This window comes from Aeromonas sp. 160P (genome assembly GCF_055193095.1).
Genome location: NZ_JBUXKV010000001.1, coordinates 2,315,497 through 2,333,435 on the forward strand (window position 1 = coordinate 2,315,497; position 17,939 = coordinate 2,333,435).

The window sequence follows — 17,939 nt, forward strand, 5'->3', positions numbered from 1 at the left end:
CACTATTGGAAGGCGCCTATGGCAGCAATTGACGTCTCTTTGTATCTGAAGTTTTTTGTCGGTTTGTTCGCAATTATCAATCCGCTTGGTCTGTTGCCGGTATTTGTCAGCCTGACCAGCCACCATACCCAGGCCGAGCGGATGAAGACCAACACCACCGCCAATATTGCGGTAATGGTGATCCTGCTGGTCTCCATGTACATGGGGCAGTTGATCCTCGATGGTTTTGGTATCTCGCTGGCGTCGTTTCGCATTGCTGGCGGTTCGCTCATCACCCTGATCGCCTGGTCGATGCTGCAGGGCAAGCTGGGCGAGGTAAAGCACAACAAGCAGGAGAAGGGTGAACTGGCGGTGCGCGAATCCATCGCCGTAGTGCCGCTGGCACTGCCATTGATGGCGGGCCCCGGTGCCATCTCCTCGGTCATCGTCTATGCCAGCCAGAGCCACTGGCAGCAGCTGCTTGGCATGTCGGTGGTGGTAGTGGTCTTCTCCTTCTGCTCCTGGCTTATCTTCCGTGCCGCACCCTTGTTGTTCAAGATCATGGGTAATACCGGCATCAACGTGGTGACCCGTATCATGGGTCTTATCATGATGTCGCTCGGTATCGAGATCATGGTGGCCGGCATCAAGGGGGTTTTCCCCAGCTTGATGTGAGCCAGCTCTGTTTTATCAAAGCCGGTCCTGGTGACCGGCTTTTTATTGGTTGCTTTTTACCCGGTTTTTTCTAGAATCGGTCGTTTGTATAAAAAGTGAGCTTTAAGGCGGTATTTTAATACTGAAAAATACCGCTGCAGCTGATTTTTTGACCATAAAAGGCCGATTACCCTGACAATATCTGTTGCATTATCGCAATTGGCAGGGAATTATGCTGGGAGCGGGTTTCGACCCCGTCACTTTAGTAAATGCATGGAATGTTCTTGTTGGAGTAGGGAAATGACTCATAAAAAAACAATTATTAACACCGTTCTGATGGCTGCCCTGTTTGGTGGCATCAATGTGGCACAGGCTGCCGATGTCCCGGCGGGAACCAAGCTGGCGGATGTTCAGCAACTGGTAAAGGGTAATGGCTCCGAGCCTGCCACCCTTGACCCGCACAAGACCGAAGGAACGGTCGAATCCAATATTCTGCGCGACCTGTTCGAAGGTCTCGTTGCTTCCGGCCCGAAAGGGGAAATTCTCCCGGCTGTGGCTGAATCCTGGGAGACCAAGGATAACAAGCACTACGTGTTCCACCTGCGCAAAGATGCCAAGTGGTCCAACGGTGATCCGGTTACCGCCCACGACTTCGAATTTGCCTTCAAACGCGCCGTTGATCCGAAAACCGCCTCTCCTTACTCCTGGTATCTGGAGATCCCGACCATCCTCAACGCCAGCGAGATCATTGCCGGCAAGAAGCCGTCTGATACCCTGGGTGTGAAGGCGGTAGATGACCATACCTTCGAAGTTCAGCTTGAAAAAGCGATCCCCTATTTCGTCAGTATGCTTTCCCACACCACGACCTATCCGGTCCCGAAGAAGGTGATCGAGAAGTTTGGTGACAAGTGGACCCAGCCGGAAAACATGGTATCCAACGGTGCCTATGCGTTGAAGAGTTGGGTGGTGAACGAGCGCGTCGAAGTGGAGCGCAACAAGCACTACTGGAACGATGGCAAGACAGTGATCAACAAGGTGGTTTATCTGCCAATCCAGTCTACCAACGCCGATCTCAGCCGCTATCTGGCGGGCGAAGTGGACATCACCTATCAGATGCCCATCGAGCGCTTCAAGCAGATGAAGAAAGAGAAGCCGGACGAGCTGAAAGTGACCGGCTATGTCGGCACCTATTACTACCAGTACAACGTCAAGAAGAAGCCGTTTGATGACGTGCGGGTTCGTACCGCGCTCTCTTACGCCATCAACCGTGACGTGATTGCCGAGAAGGTGATGGGTCAGGGCCAGACCCCGGGTTATACCCTGGTACCGGACTTTGTGGATGGTTTCAAACCGGTTGCGCCTGAGTGGTCAAAAATGACCCAGGCCGAGCGTGATGCCAAGGCCAAGGCTCTGCTGGAAGAGGCCGGTTTCGATGCCAGCAAACCGCTGAAGTTCGAGCTGCTCTACAACACCGACGACAACCACAAGAAAGTGGCTGTGGCCGTTGCCTCCATGTGGAAGAAGCTGGGTGTGCAGGTGAGCCTGGTTAACCAGGAGTGGAAAACTTATCTGGAAACCAAGAAACAGGGTCAGTTTGATGTGGGCCGTGCCGGCTGGATCGCCGACTACAACGAAGCCTCGTCCATGCTGGATCTGATGCAGACCACCCACGGCAACAACGATGGTAAGTACTCCAATCCGGAGTTTGACAAGCTGATGGATTCGTCCCGTGATCAGGTCGATGTGGCTGCCCGTAACAAGCTCTACGTTCAGGGTGAAGAGATCCTGGCCAAAGACATGCCGATTGCGCCTATCTACCAGTATGTGACGGCTCGGATGGTGAAGCCTTTTGTGGGCGGTTATCCTGCCAACCCGCTGGATAACCTCTACAGCAAAGATATGTACATTATTGCTCACTGATTTAAAGCAACAAGTCGCATAACAAGCAGGCCCGCCAGATGGCGGGCCTTTATTAAAACCGCGACCATTTGGAAGCAGTTCAGGACAGGTAATGTCTATGTTGAAATTCATTTTTAAACGGCTATTGGAAGCGATCCCGACTCTGCTGGTCTTGATCACCGTCTCTTTTTTCATGATGCGTTTCGCCCCGGGTAACCCCTTTACCAGCGAGCGTTCACTGCCTCCCGAAGTCATTGCCAACATCGAGGCCAAATATGGGCTCGACAAACCCATTGGCATGCAATATCTCACCTACCTGGGCAACCTGGTGCAGGGTGATTTGGGCCCCTCGTTCAAATACAAGGATTTCACCGTCAATGATCTGGTGAGCCAGGCACTGCCTGTTTCAGCCAAGATCGGGGCGGCTGCGTTCTTTTTCGCCGTGTTGCTGGGGGTTACCCTCGGCACCATTGCCGCTTTGAAACAGAACACCATCATCGACTATCTGTTGATGTCGTCGGCCATGGCCGGGGTGGTGATCCCGGGCTTTGTGCTGGCGCCTTTGCTGGTGCTGTTTTTCAGTATCTATCTGGGCTGGTTCCCGGCCGGTGGCTGGCAGGGTGGCGGCATCCAGTTTATGGTACTGCCGGTGTTCGGCATGATGATGTACTACATCTCTGCCATCTCGCGGATCATGCGCGGCAGCATGATCGAAACCATGAACGCCAACTTCATTCGCACCGCCCGCGCCAAGGGATTGCCGCTGCGTCACATCATCCTCAAACACGCGCTGCGTCCCGCCATGCTGCCGGTGGTCTCCTATCTGGGCCCGGCGTTTGTCGGCATCATCACCGGCTCTGTGGTGATCGAGACCATCTTCGGCTTGCCGGGGATTGGCCAGCTGTTCGTCAACGGTGCCCTTAACCGTGATTACTCCATGGTGCTTGGCCTGACCATTCTGGTCGGCGCCCTCACCATCACCTTTAACGCTGTGGTCGATATTCTCTATGCCTTTATCGATCCCAAGATCCGTTACTAATTCGGGAGTTCATCATGGTTGTTTCAACTGAAAAACGCGATGCCGTTGACGCGTTCGCGCAAAAAGTGGAAGTGGTGGAGGGGCGCTCCCTGTGGAAGGATGCCCGCCGCCGTTTTCTGCGTAACAGGGCGGCACTGACCAGCCTGATTATATTGACCATCATCGGGCTGGCCGTCATCTTCGGGCCCTATCTGTCGCAGTACACCTTTGACGATCCTGACTGGAACGCGATGCAGTCACCGCCAGATATGGAGGCGGGTCACTACTTCGGTACCGACAGTCTGGGGCGCGATCTGTTCGTGCGCACCCTGCTCGGTGGCCGTATTTCGCTGATGGTTGGCATCATGGGCGCTGTGGTGGCGGTCATCATTGGCACCTTGTATGGCGCGGCTTCCGGCTTTATCGGTGGGCGGGTCGATAGCCTGATGATGCGCATTCTTGAGATCCTCAACGCCTTCCCCTTCATGTTCTTCGTGATCATGCTGGTCACCTTCTTCGGCCGTAATCTGGCGCTGATCTTTATCGCCATCGGGGCGGTGAGCTGGCTCGACATGGCGCGGATTGTGCGAGGTCAGACCCTCAGCCTCAAGAGCAAGGAGTTTATCGAGGCGGCCCACGTCTGTGGCGTCTCCAAGTGGAAGATCATCACCCGTCACATAGTCCCTAACGTGCTTGGTATCGTGGCCGTTTATGCCACTTTGCTGGTGCCGGGGATGATCATGTTTGAATCCTTCCTCAGTTTCCTGGGCCTTGGGGTTCAGGAACCGATGACCAGCTGGGGTGCCCTGCTGGATGAAGGCTCCAAGTCGATGGAAGTGGCCATCTGGCAACTGCTGTTCCCCGCCTGCTTTATGGTGGTGACCCTGTTTTGCTTCAACTTCCTCGGGGATGGTCTGCGTGACGCCCTCGATCCGAAGGATCGTTAATCGAGCATCGGATCGACAGGAAAGCATCACGAAAGATCGATAAGGAGTTTTTATATGAAGTTACTGGATGTGAAAGATCTGCGGGTCGAGTTCAAGACCCCGGACGGCAATGTGGTGGCGGTCAACGACCTCAACTTCTCCCTCGCGGCGGGCGAGACCCTCGGCATTGTGGGTGAATCGGGATCCGGCAAATCCCAGACCGCATTTGCCATCATGGGGCTGCTGGCCAAAAACGGCATCATCACCGGGTCTGCCAAGTTTCAGGGCGACGAAATTCTCAACCTGCCGGAACACAAGCTCAACAAGATCCGCGCCGAGAAGATCGCCATGATTTTCCAGGACCCCATGACCTCGCTGAACCCCTACATGAAGGTGAAGGATCAGCTGATGGAAGTGCTGATGTTGCACAAAGGGGTGAGCAAGGCGGAAGCGTTTGAAGAGTCGGTGCGGATGCTCGACGCGGTCAAGATCCCCGAAGCGCGCAAGCGGATCGCCATGTATCCCCACGAGTTTTCTGGCGGTATGCGCCAGCGGGTGATGATCGCCATGGCACTGCTGTGTAGGCCGCAGCTGCTGATCGCCGATGAGCCGACTACCGCCCTCGACGTGACCGTACAGGCCCAGATCATGACCCTGATGAACGAGCTCAAGCGCGAGTTCAACACCGCCATCATCATGATCACCCACGACCTTGGCGTGGTCGCCGGTATCTGCAACAAGGTACTGGTGATGTATGCCGGTCGTACCATGGAGTACGGCAAGGTCGACGATATCTTCTATCGTCCGAGCCACCCCTATACCGAAGGCTTGCTGCGCGCCATTCCCCGCCTCGATACCGAAGGAGAAGAGCTGCCCACCATCCCGGGTAATCCGCCCAACCTGCTGCGTCTGCCGACCGGCTGCCCCTTCCAGGAGCGTTGCCACCGGGTCAGCGAAATTTGCGGCCAACAGTCACCGATCCTGACACCGTTCAATGACGGTCGGGAGCGGGCTTGTCACTGGGTTTCGGATGCCATCAACAAGGGGGCCAACTAAATGGGTGCCGACAAAAAATTGCTGTTGGAAGTGTCTGATCTCAAGGTCCACTTCAGTATCAAGAGTGGCAAGGCTTGGCCCTGGGCCAAGCCATCTGATCTTAAAGCGGTTGATGGTGTCACCATGCGTCTCTACGAAGGGGAGACCCTGGGGGTAGTGGGGGAGTCTGGCTGCGGCAAGTCTACCTTTGCCCGTGCCATCATCGGGCTGGTGCCTGCTACGGCGGGCAAGGTTGTGTGGCTCGGGGATGACTTGACCAAGCTCGACCCCAATGCGCTGCGGGAGAAACGCAAAGAGATCCAGATGATCTTCCAGGACCCGCTAGCTTCCCTCAACCCGCGGATGACCATAGGTGACATCATCGCTGAACCGCTCATTACCTTTTATCCCAAGTTGTCGCGGGAAGAGGTAAAAGAGAAGGTGCGCGCCATGATGAGCAAGGTGGGGCTGCTGCCCAACTTGGTCAACCGTTACCCCCACGAGTTCTCTGGCGGTCAGTGTCAACGGATCGGCATTGCCCGTGCGTTGATCCTGGAACCCAAGATGATCATCTGTGACGAGCCGGTCTCGGCGCTGGATGTCTCCATTCAGGCGCAGGTGGTCAACCTGCTCAAAGCCCTGCAAAAGGAGATGGGGCTGTCGCTCATCTTCATCGCCCACGATCTGTCGGTGGTCAAACACATCTCCGATCGGGTGCTGGTGATGTATCTGGGCAATGCCGTTGAGCTGGGGACCCGCAAGGAGATCTTCGCCAATCCGTTACACCCCTATACCAAGGCGCTGATGTCAGCGGTACCGATCCCGGATCCGGAGCTGGAGCGCAACAAGGTGATTCAGATTTTGGAAGGGGACTTGCCTTCACCGATGAACCCGCCATCCGGCTGCGTGTTCCGCACCCGCTGCCCGGTGGCAGGCCCCGAGTGCGCCAAGACCCGGCCCCAGCTGGAAGGGAACTTCGATCACGCGGTCTCCTGCCTCAAGGTTGATCCGCTCTGATGGCGATTTATTGAACCGATTTGCGGGGTGCTCAGGTGGCACCCCGCTTAATTTTGGCCACAGATGAAGATGTCCCTTGGCGTTATCTTTTACCGCTGTTAATATCCGCGCAACAAGGGGAGTAACTTCTCGCCGGTTTGTCGTCATTACGGTGCATCCATTGAGGTGAACCCGGCAGCTGGGCAGTCGATGAAAATTGGCTGTAAGTGAGACCTTGCCGAGAGGCAAGGTGTATCTGCTCTAAACGCAAACCCACGCCTCTCGGATGTGGGTTTTTTCGTTTTTGGGAGAGGTGAACATGGGTGAATGGTGGATGTGGACCGGTTTCTTCAGCATAGTGCTGGTCCTGCTATGGGTAGACATACGCTTTGTCGGTGGCGGCAAGTCACACAAGGTATCTCTCAAAGAGGCCGGTATCTGGTCTCTGATCTGGATCAGCGTGGCGCTGCTCTTCAACCTGGCTATCTGGTTCTGGCTGGATCACAGTGCAGGCCGTGAAATTGCCAACCAGAAGGGGCTGGAGTTCCTCACCGGCTACCTTATCGAGAAAGCGCTGGCGGTGGACAACGTCTTCGTCTGGCTGATGCTGTTTAGCTACTTTGCCATTCCGGCCGAGCTGCAGCGTCGCGTGCTGCTCTACGGGGTACTGGGTGCCATCGTGATGCGTGCCGGTATGGTGTTCGCGGGCAGCTGGCTGATCGAGCAGTTCCACTGGATCCTCTATCTGTTTGGCGCTTTCTTGCTGCTGACCGGTGCCAAGATGCTGTGGGCGGCCGACAAGGAGCCAGATCTGGCCAACAACCCGCTGCTGGGCTGGATGCGCCGTCGCTTCAAGGTGACCGAGACCCTGGAAGGGGAGAACTTCTTCGTCTGGCGTGACGGTGTGCGCTATGCCACCCCGCTGCTGCTCATTCTGGTGCTGGTGGAGGTGAGCGATCTCATCTTCGCGGTGGACAGTATCCCGGCCATCTTCGCGGTGACCACGGATCCCTTCATCGTGTTGACCTCCAACATCTTCGCCATCATGGGCCTGCGCGCCATGTACTTCCTGCTGGCTGGCGTGGCTGATCGCTTCGTCCTGCTCAAGTATGGTCTGGCGCTGATCCTGATGTTTATCGGGGTCAAGATGCTGCTGCTGGATATCTTCAAGATCCCGACCGGCATTGCGCTTGGTGTAGTTGCGCTTATCCTGCTGGCGTCCATGGGGCTAAGCCTGTTTGTGACCCGTAAAAAGGCGGCTTAAAGGCGCAATGCTATTCACTTAAGTGAATTTGAGTGCCAGTCCACCTAGTATCAGGGCTAAAAAGCGAGGGAGGCATGATGCCTCCCTCTTTCTATTGCAAGCCACGCTGTATAAAGGCTGGAGGAAGATTGACTGAAAACAGCCTTACCCGGCAGTGGCTTCTTCATCCATCTGCAACCACAGCAGCTTCCAGCTTTACGTTCCAAGCAGTGCTTCGCATTTTTCTACCGCTGCGGATGGTTCCTTTTTGATACATCGCAACGGCAGCAATCGCGCCGCGATAAACGCCAGAATGACGCACATCCGAGTCAGATTCTCCCTGCTCTGCCTCTTTAACCCCTCGACCCGGGTGCCCGCACTCTTCCAGGTCTTGTGATAATCCTCGATGAGCCAGCGCCGCTCGTCGTCGCCGATAATCTCGCTGGCCTGCTCTGATGTCGTCACGACTTCAGTGGTCAGCAGGTGCCACGCCAGCCAGTCACAGTATCGAATGCACAGCCCTCGGGTGCTGACATCACGGGGCCAGATACATTGGTCGGCAATGCCAACGACCTTGCGCTCGCGCGGCGCGAACAGCCGTACGGAGTGTTATAGGTTCGCGTGGCCAAACTGAGCCCGAGCCCATTGTGCCGGTTGAGTGAGGGGCATGTTAGAACCTGGATGGGGCTATGACAGGTTCAGATCACGCAAGGGGGACAAAGTAAAAAAATCCCCAAGCAATGCTTGGGGATTTCTGTATAAGAGACAGCCCTATGGCCCTTTGTCTGGGTGCTGGCGACGTTACTCTTTCTCTTCGTCCGCCTGCTCTTTTTTCTTTTTCTTCTCGGGCAGCGGCTTGCCATCGCGGTGGATCACCTTGCCCGCTTCAAAGCCAATCTGGGCGGCCAGCTCTTCCAGATCTGCTGACTTGGCCTGATCCCCGATGGCGTAGCGATAGTTGGCGATGGTCAGCTTGTCGGCCACCGGGGTGCCCGGGACGATAGGCTCACGCCAGCCCTGACCGATGTGGGCCACCAGGGTGCCGTTCATCAGCAGCTCGCCGACGATCTCCTGGGCCGGGTTGCCCTTGCCGTAGGTGAGACCCTGAGGGTGCTTCTTGCCGACCAGCGGCTCGTTGCTGGCGGGCATCAGCTTGGTACGGATCAGCCACTTGGGCTTCTTGGTGTTGCCCACCGCCTTGCCGGTCTGGTACTCGTTGATCTTGATGGTCTTGATCATCTGGGCCATGAAGTCCTTGGTCAGCGCCTTCTGGGCGTCGCTGGTTTCATCGATGGCGATGGGGGCCACATACCAGGTCTGGGTGGCTTGAGCCTTGGGTGCGGCAGGGGCAGTTTGCGCCATGGCCAGGGGGCTGAGCAGGATGGCAGCCAGCAAGAGTCCTATCTTCTTCATTGTGATTCCGCTTTTGTTTCAACAAGAATTTTGTTTTGCCAGCGACGACTGCGCCAGCGCCAGAACATGGCCAGACCGCGCACCCACTCGTCGCAGGCCAGCGCCAGCCAGATACCGACCAGTCCATAGCCCTGCATGATACCGAGGAAATAGGAGAGTGGCACGGCAATTCCCCACATGGAGAGCAACGCCATGTAGAGGGGGAAACGGGCATCCCCGGTGGCCCGCAGGGCGTTGATCACCACCAGATTGAAGGTGCGGCCGGGTTCGAGGATGAGGCTGATGAGAAACAGCTGCGCCACTTGGGTGATGATGTCCGCATCGTCGGTAAACAGACTGATGATGGTGCGGCCGTTGAGCGCTGCCGCGATGGCGATCACTGTGGTGACGATGAGGCCCAGCTTCAGGCTCTTCATCAGCTGTTTGTAGGCCTGTTCGAAACGCCGGGCGCCTGCCAGATGGCCGATGATGATCTCGTTGCCAAGGCCGATGGAGAGACCAAACAGCAGGATAAACAGGCAGATCTGGAAGAAGTAGGACTGGGTTGCCAGCGCCTTGTCACCCAGCAGTCCGACAAAGGCGGTCACCACCATGAACTGCAGCATCCAGGAGAGGTTCTCCCCTGCCGCCGGCAGGCCGATATGGAGTACCTTGCCCAGCATCTCCCGGCTGGGGTGGACGATATCGCGCACCACCAGTCGAATGCCGGTCTTGCGGGCCACCAGCCACACCAGCAGCACCACGCCCACCAGTCGGCCCGCGACCGTGCTGATGGCGACACCGGCGACACCAAGCTGGGGCAGGCCGAACCAGCCGTAGAGCAGCAGCAGGTTGCCGACGAAGGTGATGAGGTTGACGATGAGCGTCACATACATCGCCTGCCGGGTGTGGCCGTGGGCGCGCAGGGTCGCGGCCAGACAGAGGGCTGCCGCTTCAGGCAACAGGCAGAGACCGATGATCTGTAAGTAAAGCGTGGCGTCGCTCATCAGGTGGGCGGGCAGGTTCATCAGTGTCAGCATGGTACTGGCCCCCGCCATTACGCCGATGGCGGCCACCAGACCGATCAGCAGGTTGAACCCGATGGCGGTGTGGATCACCACCCGGCTCTTCTCCCGATCGCCCGCCCCCAGATACTGGGTGATCACCACGCTAGTACCTATGCTGACGAAGCTGAACAGCGTGATGGCGAGATCGAACACCTGATTGCCGACCGCCAGCGCGGCTACCCCCTGATAGGAGACGTGACCCACCATGAAGGTGTTGAGGGCGCCGGTCAGAAAGTGCAGGGCGAGATCGATAAAGAGCGGCCAGGTCAGCGCAAAGAGCGTGCCCGGGCCTGCGTGGGATTGAGATTGCATGGCGTGTCCAACAGCTGTACGGGCACGGGGAAGTGCCCTCTGGGGGCGCATTTAACACCAAGGCCGAGGCCGGTGCAATCCTTGTGCAGGATTGCCCGGCCCGGGGATCAGGCCAAGGGATCAGGCAGGAGTAGCGCCAGCCTCCTGTTCGCTCGGCAGGGTGAGGCGCGCCGAGTCGGGCAGGGCATCATCCTGTGGCCAATTTGCGCGGATAGCATCTGTGGTGCTCTCCACTACTGCATCATCCTTGAACACCGGCTCGCGATAGCAGCGGGTCAGGCGCAGCGCCTGATACATATCGGGGCAGAGGATAATCCCCTCGTCGCCCACCCGCACGCCCGCCTGTTTGAGCCAGTGGGTCATCTGGCCGTGGCGGCCCGCCATCACCATGTGGATGCCACGCCGTTTCAGATCCTTGTGCAGCTCCCCCACCATGCTCATCACGCTGATGTCCTGATGGGTGAAGCAGGCCACCGCATCGATCACCAGACACTTGGGATTGCGGGGATCCTGCACCAGCAAGGCCAGCACCCGCCGCTTGAAGTAGGGGGCGTTGAAGTAGGTCAGCGGCGAGTTGAAGCGATAGACCAGAATGCCCGGGATTGCCTTGGCTTGCTCGTTGTCCCCCAGAGTGCGCACCACCCCTTCGTCATCCATGCCGAGCAGCTGATCGGTGGGGCGCATCACATTGCGCAGGAACTGGAACAGCCCCAGCAATACCGCAAGGGTGATCCCCGGGATCACCCCCATGGTGAGCACGCTGATAAAGGTGATCAGCGCCAGCCAGAAGGCGGAGCGATCCGAGTGGCGCAGGGCCCAGAGGCCGCGAAAATCGGTGAGCGATAGGGACGCCATCACCAGCACCACCCCGAGGGCGGCGGTGGGAATGTATTTGAGCGGCGCCGTCAGGTAGAAGGTGATGAGGGCGATCACCGCCGCGGCGATGATGGAGACCAGCTGGCTCTTGCCGCCGTTGGCATCGTTGACCGCGGTGCGCGAATCCGCCCCGCTGATGGCAAAGCCCTGGGAGATGGCGGAGGCGAGGTTGGCCATACCGAGGGCCCGGAACTCCTTGTCCGCGTCTATCTCGTAACCGTTTTTGGCGGCAAAGCTGCGGGCGGTCAGCATCATGGAGACGAAGCTCACCATGGCCAGGTTAAGGGCAGGCAGCACTAGCTCCCGCATCAGACCTGGGGGGAACTCCGGCATCTGGAAAGCGGGCAGACCTGAGCCCACCGCCCCCAGAGTAGCGATATCAAACTGGCCCAGATTGAACCCCCACACCAGCGCCGCGGTCACCACCATAGCCACCATGGAGGAGGGCCATGCCGGTTTGTAGCGCTTGGCAAGCAGCAGGGTGAGCAGGGCCACCAGACTCATGGCCAGGGTCGGCAAATGGGTCTGGGTGATATAGCTGGCGCCGCTGGCGATCCGCTCGATGAGGTAACGCTCGCTGAAGGTGAAGCCGAAGATCTTGGAGAGCTGGCCCACCATGATGGTGATGGCCACCCCGTTGAGCAGCCCCATCAGGATCGGGCGGGAGAGAAAGTCCGCCAGCACCCCCAGCTTGAAGCGGCTGGCAATCAGGCACCAGAAGCCGGTCATGGCGGTCATGGTCATCACCAGCTGCCAGTGACGGGTCGGGTCGCCTGCGGCCAGCGGCGTCACTACGGCGGCAATGACCGCGCAGGTGGCGGCATCGGGGCCGACAATCAGCTGGCGGGAGGTGCCAAACAGGGCGTAGACCAACATGGGCAGGATGCAGGAGTAGAGACCGACGATGGCCCCCACCCCGGCGAGTTCGGCATAAGCGATGGCGACGGGCAGTGCCACGGCCGCCACCGAGAGTCCGGCGCGAAGGTCTGGCATCAACCAGGCGCGCTGGTATTGCAGCAGGGCAGCGAGGCCCGGTAGCCAGCGTTCGAGAGAGAAGAAGTCGCGCATTATTTAACCCATTGAGTTACAACCAGCTTTTCCCCTAGTGTGCCCAAGGTTATCGAAAGATTGCAATCAGGTTATGGCCAGTTTACCTGAAGGTCAGGCCAGATAGCCTGCCAGCGTTTCTCCTTGATACGCTGGGTGAAAATCTGTTTGTCCTGGCGACATCTGGGGTTGGCACTCACTTGCAGCGACCAGTTGATGGCAAAGCCGTAGGGGGCGAGCCACTCGAACTCACCATCCTGGTTCAGGCGCACGCCGATGCAGGTGGGCACTTCGACCCAGTGGCTCAGCGCCTCCAGACTGCTGGCAAACGGCGCGACCAGTTGGCGCGTGTGCATGCGAGCCTGATTGCGCACCTCCCACAGTTGGCCCGGCAGCCGCTTTGCCAGCCAGGCTTCATGCTCTACCTCGGCCAGTCCTTGCGGGTCACTGTTATCGAGATAGATCAGGTCGATATCGTTGAGCGGGGTGGGCACCGCCTTGTGGTGAAGGTGATCCCAGATGAGGTTGCGGATAAAGCCGGCCCCCAGCGCCCAATCGGGCAGATTGAGCTCGGCGGCGGCTTGCAGGCAGGCCATCCGCTGCGGATCGGTCCGCAGCAGGGCTTCGGTTTTGGCTTGGAATTGCTGTTCGAGGGCGGTGTTCAGAGGTTCAGTTGTTGGCATTGCGGCGTAACCAGACATCAATGTAACGGCAGCTCGGCACTATAGTGAGCCCCTCCGCCTGAGTCCAGTTGAAGAAGGCGCGCGCCAGCTGATCGGCAATCCCCTGTACCCGCAGCTCGGGGGGCACGAAGGTGCTGTAGGCGTCGATAGTCTTGGCATCGAGCCGCCGGTAGCGCAGTCTCGACTCTTTCCCCTCCACCATACAGATGAACTGCTGCTGGTTGGCCTGATGAATGATCTCGCTCATGGTGGGCACCTCTGGCATGAAGATAAGTCTGTTGGCACAAGATAACGGTTAGCCAAGGTATAGAACAGATAATGAGAGCCCGTGGCCAATATCATCCGGTTTGGCATTGGTTTATCCGGTTTGCGGGAGGGTTGCTATCGCGATGCTGATTAAAGGTGCCCGACTGACCGCCGGGCACAGGTTCAGTGCCGGGATCAGGCCCAGGCCCGCTCCAGCAGGGTAAGTAACTGCTCACGATCGGCATCTTTGCGATTGAACAGCATGGCGCCGTCGTTGATCGCCAGATCGCGGATCTCCCCCAGCAGCGAGCGATCGCTCACACCTGCTTCGTTGAGAGTACGTGGCAGCTTGACCGCTTGCCACAAGGTATCGCGCAGGGTGCGGATGGCGGTGATGGTCGCCTCTGCCCGCTGGTGGGCCGGGGTGGCGGCAAAGCGCTCCGCCCCTACCAGCGGCAACAGCAGCCGGGCCAACTCGTTATCCACCTCGGGGCGGTTGTAGTCGAGCACGGTGGGCAAAAAGAGGTTCATGCACAGCCCGTGGGGCAGATGGCAGCGGGCCCCCAGACTGTGGCCGAGGGCGTGCACCAGCCCCACCATGGAGTTGGAGAAGGCCATGCCGGCCAGGGTGGAGCCTTCCGCCAGCTGCAGCCGCAGCTGTTTGTTCTGCGGATCGGTGAGAATTTGCGGCAGGGCATTCGCTATCTTCTCCACCGCCATCAGTGCCAGTGCATCGCTCACCGGGTTCTTGGCGGTGCCGAGAAAGGCCTCGATGGCATGGGTCATGGCATCCATGGCGGTAGCGGCGGTGATATTGAGCGGCAGCCCCTGGGTCAGGCGCGGGTCGAGCACTGCCAGCTGGGGTAGCAGGAAGGGGGAGGTAAAGGGCACCTTGCGGCCACTGGCCTCATCCTTGATCACGGCAACCAGTGTCACTTCTGATCCGGTGCCCGCCGTGGTGGGCACCACTGCCAGCGGCTTGAGTGCATGAGTCAGGCAGCCTGCGCCAGAGTAGTCGAGTAGATGTTCGCCCCCCATGGATGCCAGAATATTGACCGCTTTGGCGGTGTCGATGACCGAGCCGCCCCCCAGTGCCACCAGGCTGTCGCAGGCAAGTTCGCGGTAGCGCTTGGCGATCCGCTCCACCACGGCGGTGGAGGAGTCGGCCGGGATCTCGTCCCAGATGGCGGCGACTGGCAGCTCCCCCTCGGCCAGCACATTGGCCAGCAGAGTAGCAAGACCGGTGGCATTGACCCCCTTGTCGGTCAGCAGCAGCGGGCGGCGTGCCCCGAGGCTGGCCAGTTCACTGGCCAACTGCTCCAGCGCCTGTTCACCGGCCAACAGTTTGACCGGGCAGAAAAAATCGTAGTAGCGGCTCATTTAAAGGCTCCTTGCACGTTAGCCGGTCACCAGACCCAGATAGATGTTGCATGCCCGACCGAGTTTGTTGGTCGGGGCGGGATAGTCACGCAGCAAAGTGCGCGCGATAAAGGCGGGCAGGATCAGCGCTTGCAACTGTTCCAGCCCCCGCACCAGATGCATGGCGACGGTTAAGTCCCCCTCCACCAGCAGCCGGTTTTCACTGAATGCCTGATTGACCCCGAGCCGAAAACTGAGGGTGCGAAAAGCGATATTGGGATGCTTGAAGCGCACCCGCAGCGGATGGAGGGTGGCATGAGGGGCGACCGGTGCACCGGGATACCAGCGGCCACCCTGCTTGTGCATGTTCATGGCGTAAGGGATACCGCAGACTTCAAGGCGGATTGCCTGCCCGTCTTGCAGCGGCGCCAGCTCCCGTCGTACCGCCGCGTCGGTGCGGGCGGCGCGGCAGAGGGTGCGACCCACCACCCACAGCAGGGTGGTGATCCAGAGGCGGCGGCCAAGGGCGGCCGCAGATTCAAACATCCTTGTTTGCATAGGGATTGGCTCCTGAGATGGCTGACCAGAACAGGGCGAACGCACTGGCTTGCCAGTAGGCATCCTGCCCAAGGTGGGGTTGATCGACAAACAGTGAGGCACAGGCAAGAAATTGCCCCTGACACACTTCCAGCAGTAGTGGGGCGGGGGCGTTCATCAGCTCGCCGCTGGCCTGTCCTTTTGCCAGCAGGGCGGGCAGAAAACGCAAAGCCTCGTGCAAGATCTGGCTGCGAGCCGGTCTGGCCAGCAGCGGGGAGTGAAAGAAACCCAACACAAATTTGAGCTCGTTGGGGTGGGCCTGCATCCACCCCATCGCCAGTTGCCAATAGTGGCGGGTCTGGTCGTACAGCGGCAGGGCCGGGTCTGCTTCATGGATAGCGGCCCCCATCCGGGTTTTCACATCCTGATAGAGCTGGAGGATCAGTGCCTCCTTGCTGGGGAAGTGATGGAACAGGGTGCCATTGGCGACCCCAGCCGCCTTGGCGATCCGCGCCGTGGCCGCCCCTTGCAGGCCATCCTCGGCACACAAGGCGAGGGCGGCATCGAGGATCTGGCGACGTTTGTCGGTCATCGGCGGTGACAGCGGTTTCTGCTGTGCGGGCTGACTCATGGCGTGGTTCTCCATCAGCGCAGGAAAAAGGCCATCATCAGCTTCTGGATCCAGCCTTTGTAGGGCGGGTGGATCAGCGAGCCGGTGGTGAACTTGCCGCGGGTCAGCACGGTTTTCGCCTTGGAGAAGGTGAGAAACCCCTCGTGGCCGTGGTAGTGGCCCATGCCGGAGGCGCCGATGCCGCCAAACGGCACATCATCGGCAGCCACCTGAAACAGACTTTCGTTGATCGCCATGCCGCCGGAGTGGGTCTCCCGGGTTACCTGTGCCTGCAGCTCGGAGTCGAAACTCATCAGATAGAGCGCCAGCGGGCGGGGCCGCTCGGCCACATAAGTGAGCGCCTCTTCCAGGGTGTCGTAGGGAATAAGCGGCAACAGCGGGCCGAAGATCTCCTGCTGCATCACCTGGCAGCGCTCGGGTACTCCAGTGAGCAGGTGCGGGATCAGCAGGCGGCGCTGATCGTCACGGGCCGGGCTGGCACAGGGGTGGATCTGGGCCCCTGCCTGCTCGGCCTCCTCCAGCCAGCTGACGAGGCGCTGATACTGACGGTCGTTGATGATGGCGCCGTAGTCGGTACTGGCGAGCCCTTGCGGGTAGAGCTTGCTGAAGTGGCTGCGATAAGCGGCGATAAAGTTATCCACCTCGCTGCGGGGCAGCAGCACATAGTCGGGGGCGACGCAGATCTGCCCGGCGTTGAGGCTCTTGCCGAAGATCATTCGCTCGACCGCGGTGGCCACCGGCATGTCGGGGGCGATAAGGCAGGGGCTCTTGCCACCTAACTCCAGGGTCAGCGGGGTGAGCTGGGGCGCGGCGGCAGCCATCACCAGCTTGCCCACCATGGTGGAGCCGGTAAAGAGCAGGTGATCGAACGGAAGCGAGCTGAACGCTGCTGCCATCTGGGCATCCCCCTCGATGATGGCGATTTCGTGCTCGTCAAAGACGCTGGTGAGCAGGCTCCGCAATACGGTGTTGGTCTGGGGAGTGAACTCGGAGAGCTTCAGCATCGCCCGGTTACCGGCCGCGATGGCGGTGATAAGGGGGCCTAGGCTCAGCATCACCGGGAAATTCCACGGCACTATGATGCCGACCACCCCCAGCGGCTGAAAGTGTACTTCTACTTTGGCGGGGGCCAGCAGCAGACCCGCATGACGGCGGTGAGGTTGCATCCAGCGCTTGAGCCGCTTCTGGGTGTAGTTGATCTGCATGATGCAGGGCAGTACATCGGCGATCAGGCTGTCGTATTCACTGCGCTGGCCATAGTCCTCGGCCAAGGCCTTGCACAGCTGCCCCTTGTTGGCGAGCAGCGCCTGTTTGAGTTTGTTCAGTTGTGCTTTTCGCTCGGCCAGTGTCGGCATGGGGTGGGCCAGACTCGCCCGCTTTAGCCGAGCCAGATGGTTCGGTAAGGATAATTTGATGGCGAGGATATCCTCTGGATTGTGTTGACGCTGCGCCGCACCCATGTTGTTCTCCGCATGAAAAGTAACCGACTGATTAGTCGGTCTGAATCTAGCGCTTTGTTGCAAGAATGTAAAGCTGGCAAGCTGTTTCCCGCTCACCACGAGGAGGACGCAAGAGAGAACTGTGTGCCCCACCACATTTTTGTGGTTTGCTCATTGGTGACTTATCCAATAAGGGGTAGGTTTTGGTTATTAACCGACAAGGAGAGATCATGATGACCAGGGAATTGAACAGCTTGTTGACCCGGCTTGACGATGTGGTTGAGCGGATGCCGGATTGCTTCAACACCTATGAATTTGCCCAGAAGCTGGCACTGCAATATCAGCCGGAGTTTTTTGCTGCCGGTCACTCTCTGGCCGAGCATGAGGGCAAGGTGCTGCGGGTGCTGCACCAGAAGATCGCCGAGGCGCTGGCGGGCAGCGAGGTGGTGATTGAAGGAGCGCTGCTGCCCTGCATTACCCCCTGGGGGGAGAAGGCGACCTCACCGCGCTGGCATCGCAAGCACTGAGGGCGCAGTCAGGTAGATCAGTGCCAGATAGCAGATAACGAACAACGATAAATGGCGCGGCGCTGGCAACAGG

The 17,939-nt window shown here is 58.9% G+C and carries 17 protein-coding genes and 1 pseudogene; 8 read left to right on the top strand and 10 right to left on the bottom strand.

Annotation, left to right across the window (positions count from 1 at the left end):
• Positions 1-18: 18 nt before the first annotated feature.
• From ACY8FN_RS11015 to ACY8FN_RS11045, 7 genes are all read left to right on the top strand, one after another.
• Positions 19-654, top strand: a complete 636-nt coding sequence (locus tag ACY8FN_RS11015; RefSeq protein WP_005337678.1) for a YchE family NAAT transporter — start codon at positions 19-21, stop codon at positions 652-654.
• Positions 655-933: 279 nt separating this feature from the next.
• Positions 934-2,553 (top strand): ABC transporter substrate-binding protein, encoded by a 1,620-nt coding sequence (locus ACY8FN_RS11020; protein ID WP_463100031.1) that lies wholly within the window; start codon positions 934-936, stop codon positions 2,551-2,553.
• Between the two features lie 97 nt (positions 2,554-2,650).
• Positions 2,651-3,571: an oligopeptide ABC transporter permease OppB gene (gene oppB / locus ACY8FN_RS11025; protein ID WP_042021329.1), complete on the top strand. Its 921-nt coding sequence runs from the start codon at positions 2,651-2,653 to the stop codon at positions 3,569-3,571.
• A 14-nt stretch (positions 3,572-3,585) separates the two neighbouring features.
• Positions 3,586-4,497, top strand: a complete 912-nt coding sequence (gene oppC / locus ACY8FN_RS11030) for an oligopeptide ABC transporter permease OppC (RefSeq protein WP_042021331.1) — start codon at positions 3,586-3,588, stop codon at positions 4,495-4,497.
• 54 nt (positions 4,498-4,551) lie between these two features.
• A complete protein-coding gene (gene oppD / locus ACY8FN_RS11035; protein WP_042021334.1) occupies positions 4,552-5,532 on the top strand; it encodes an ABC transporter ATP-binding protein in 981 nt (326 codons plus the stop codon).
• Positions 5,533-6,528, top strand: a complete 996-nt coding sequence (gene oppF, locus ACY8FN_RS11040) for a murein tripeptide/oligopeptide ABC transporter ATP binding protein OppF (RefSeq protein WP_068977238.1) — start codon at positions 5,533-5,535, stop codon at positions 6,526-6,528.
• Positions 6,529-6,826: 298 nt separating this feature from the next.
• Positions 6,827-7,771, top strand: coding sequence for a TerC family protein (locus ACY8FN_RS11045; protein ID WP_101324246.1), 945 nt, complete (start codon positions 6,827-6,829; stop codon positions 7,769-7,771).
• Positions 7,772-7,969: 198 nt separating this feature from the next.
• Here the strand turns inward: ACY8FN_RS11045 and ACY8FN_RS11050 are convergent.
• From ACY8FN_RS11050 to ACY8FN_RS11095, 10 genes and pseudogenes are all read right to left on the bottom strand, one after another.
• Positions 7,970-8,245 (bottom strand): annotated as a pseudogene (locus ACY8FN_RS11050) (IS4 family transposase); the annotation flags it as partial.
• Positions 8,246-8,551: 306 nt separating this feature from the next.
• Positions 8,552-9,163 carry a hypothetical protein gene (locus ACY8FN_RS11055; RefSeq protein ID WP_303842619.1) on the bottom strand — a complete coding sequence of 204 codons (612 nt, stop codon included), beginning with the start codon at positions 9,161-9,163 and terminating at the stop codon, positions 8,552-8,554.
• The gene (locus ACY8FN_RS11060) at positions 9,160-10,521 is read right to left on the bottom strand and encodes an MATE family efflux transporter (RefSeq protein ID WP_463100032.1); all 1,362 of its coding nucleotides are present in this window, start codon (positions 10,519-10,521) and stop codon (positions 9,160-9,162) included. Before ACY8FN_RS11060 ends, ACY8FN_RS11055 begins: the two co-directional genes overlap by 4 nt.
• Positions 10,522-10,641: 120 nt before the next feature.
• Positions 10,642-12,465: a SulP family inorganic anion transporter gene (locus ACY8FN_RS11065; protein WP_463100033.1), complete on the bottom strand. Its 1,824-nt coding sequence runs from the start codon at positions 12,463-12,465 to the stop codon at positions 10,642-10,644.
• Positions 12,466-12,536: 71 nt separating this feature from the next.
• Positions 12,537-13,127, bottom strand: coding sequence for a nucleotidyltransferase family protein (locus ACY8FN_RS11070; RefSeq protein ID WP_463100034.1), 591 nt, complete (start codon positions 13,125-13,127; stop codon positions 12,537-12,539).
• Entirely contained in the window at positions 13,114-13,374 is a 261-nt protein-coding gene (locus tag ACY8FN_RS11075; RefSeq protein ID WP_005347229.1) for a GNAT family N-acetyltransferase, read from the bottom strand. The genes ACY8FN_RS11070 and ACY8FN_RS11075 overlap by 14 nt, the downstream gene beginning before the upstream one ends.
• 194 nt (positions 13,375-13,568) lie before the next feature.
• Positions 13,569-14,753, bottom strand: a complete 1,185-nt coding sequence (locus ACY8FN_RS11080; protein WP_139427695.1) for an iron-containing alcohol dehydrogenase — start codon at positions 14,751-14,753, stop codon at positions 13,569-13,571.
• An 18-nt stretch (positions 14,754-14,771) separates the two neighbouring features.
• Positions 14,772-15,290, bottom strand: a complete 519-nt coding sequence (locus ACY8FN_RS11085; RefSeq protein WP_463100035.1) for a hypothetical protein — start codon at positions 15,288-15,290, stop codon at positions 14,772-14,774.
• Positions 15,271-15,900 (bottom strand): TetR/AcrR family transcriptional regulator, encoded by a 630-nt coding sequence (locus ACY8FN_RS11090; RefSeq protein ID WP_414731114.1) that lies wholly within the window; start codon positions 15,898-15,900, stop codon positions 15,271-15,273. Before ACY8FN_RS11090 ends, ACY8FN_RS11085 begins: the two co-directional genes overlap by 20 nt.
• A 14-nt stretch (positions 15,901-15,914) precedes the next feature.
• Positions 15,915-17,360, bottom strand: coding sequence for a coniferyl aldehyde dehydrogenase (locus ACY8FN_RS11095; protein WP_463100036.1), 1,446 nt, complete (start codon positions 17,358-17,360; stop codon positions 15,915-15,917).
• A 212-nt stretch (positions 17,361-17,572) separates the two neighbouring features.
• Here ACY8FN_RS11095 and ACY8FN_RS11100 point away from each other — a divergent pair, with 212 nt between their 5' ends.
• Entirely contained in the window at positions 17,573-17,866 is a 294-nt protein-coding gene (locus ACY8FN_RS11100) for a hypothetical protein (protein ID WP_463101158.1), read from the top strand.
• Positions 17,867-17,939 lie beyond the last annotated feature (73 nt).

Bases quoted from the DNA above. Each gene is read 5' to 3' on its own strand.
- ACY8FN_RS11080 (WP_139427695.1), bottom strand. From the start codon at position 14,753: ATGAGCCGCTACTACGATTTTTTCTGCCCGGTCAAACTGTTGGCCGGT.
- oppC (WP_042021331.1), top strand. From the start codon at position 3,586: ATGGTTGTTTCAACTGAAAAACGCGATGCCGTTGACGCGTTCGCGCAA.
- ACY8FN_RS11055 (WP_303842619.1), bottom strand. From the start codon at position 9,163: ATGAAGAAGATAGGACTCTTGCTGGCTGCCATCCTGCTCAGCCCCCTG.
- ACY8FN_RS11020 (WP_463100031.1), top strand. From the start codon at position 934: ATGACTCATAAAAAAACAATTATTAACACCGTTCTGATGGCTGCCCTG.
- ACY8FN_RS11090 (WP_414731114.1), bottom strand. From the start codon at position 15,900: ATGAGTCAGCCCGCACAGCAGAAACCGCTGTCACCGCCGATGACCGAC.
- ACY8FN_RS11045 (WP_101324246.1), top strand. From the start codon at position 6,827: ATGGGTGAATGGTGGATGTGGACCGGTTTCTTCAGCATAGTGCTGGTC.
- ACY8FN_RS11060 (WP_463100032.1), bottom strand. From the start codon at position 10,521: ATGCAATCTCAATCCCACGCAGGCCCGGGCACGCTCTTTGCGCTGACC.
- ACY8FN_RS11095 (WP_463100036.1), bottom strand. From the start codon at position 17,360: ATGGGTGCGGCGCAGCGTCAACACAATCCAGAGGATATCCTCGCCATC.
- ACY8FN_RS11100 (WP_463101158.1), top strand. From the start codon at position 17,573: ATGACCAGGGAATTGAACAGCTTGTTGACCCGGCTTGACGATGTGGTT.
- ACY8FN_RS11070 (WP_463100034.1), bottom strand. From the start codon at position 13,127: ATGCCAACAACTGAACCTCTGAACACCGCCCTCGAACAGCAATTCCAA.
- ACY8FN_RS11085 (WP_463100035.1), bottom strand. From the start codon at position 15,290: ATGCAAACAAGGATGTTTGAATCTGCGGCCGCCCTTGGCCGCCGCCTC.
- ACY8FN_RS11065 (WP_463100033.1), bottom strand. From the start codon at position 12,465: ATGCGCGACTTCTTCTCTCTCGAACGCTGGCTACCGGGCCTCGCTGCC.
- ACY8FN_RS11015 (WP_005337678.1), top strand. From the start codon at position 19: ATGGCAGCAATTGACGTCTCTTTGTATCTGAAGTTTTTTGTCGGTTTG.
- oppB (WP_042021329.1), top strand. From the start codon at position 2,651: ATGTTGAAATTCATTTTTAAACGGCTATTGGAAGCGATCCCGACTCTG.
- oppF (WP_068977238.1), top strand. From the start codon at position 5,533: ATGGGTGCCGACAAAAAATTGCTGTTGGAAGTGTCTGATCTCAAGGTC.
- ACY8FN_RS11075 (WP_005347229.1), bottom strand. From the start codon at position 13,374: ATGAGCGAGATCATTCATCAGGCCAACCAGCAGCAGTTCATCTGTATG.
- oppD (WP_042021334.1), top strand. From the start codon at position 4,552: ATGAAGTTACTGGATGTGAAAGATCTGCGGGTCGAGTTCAAGACCCCG.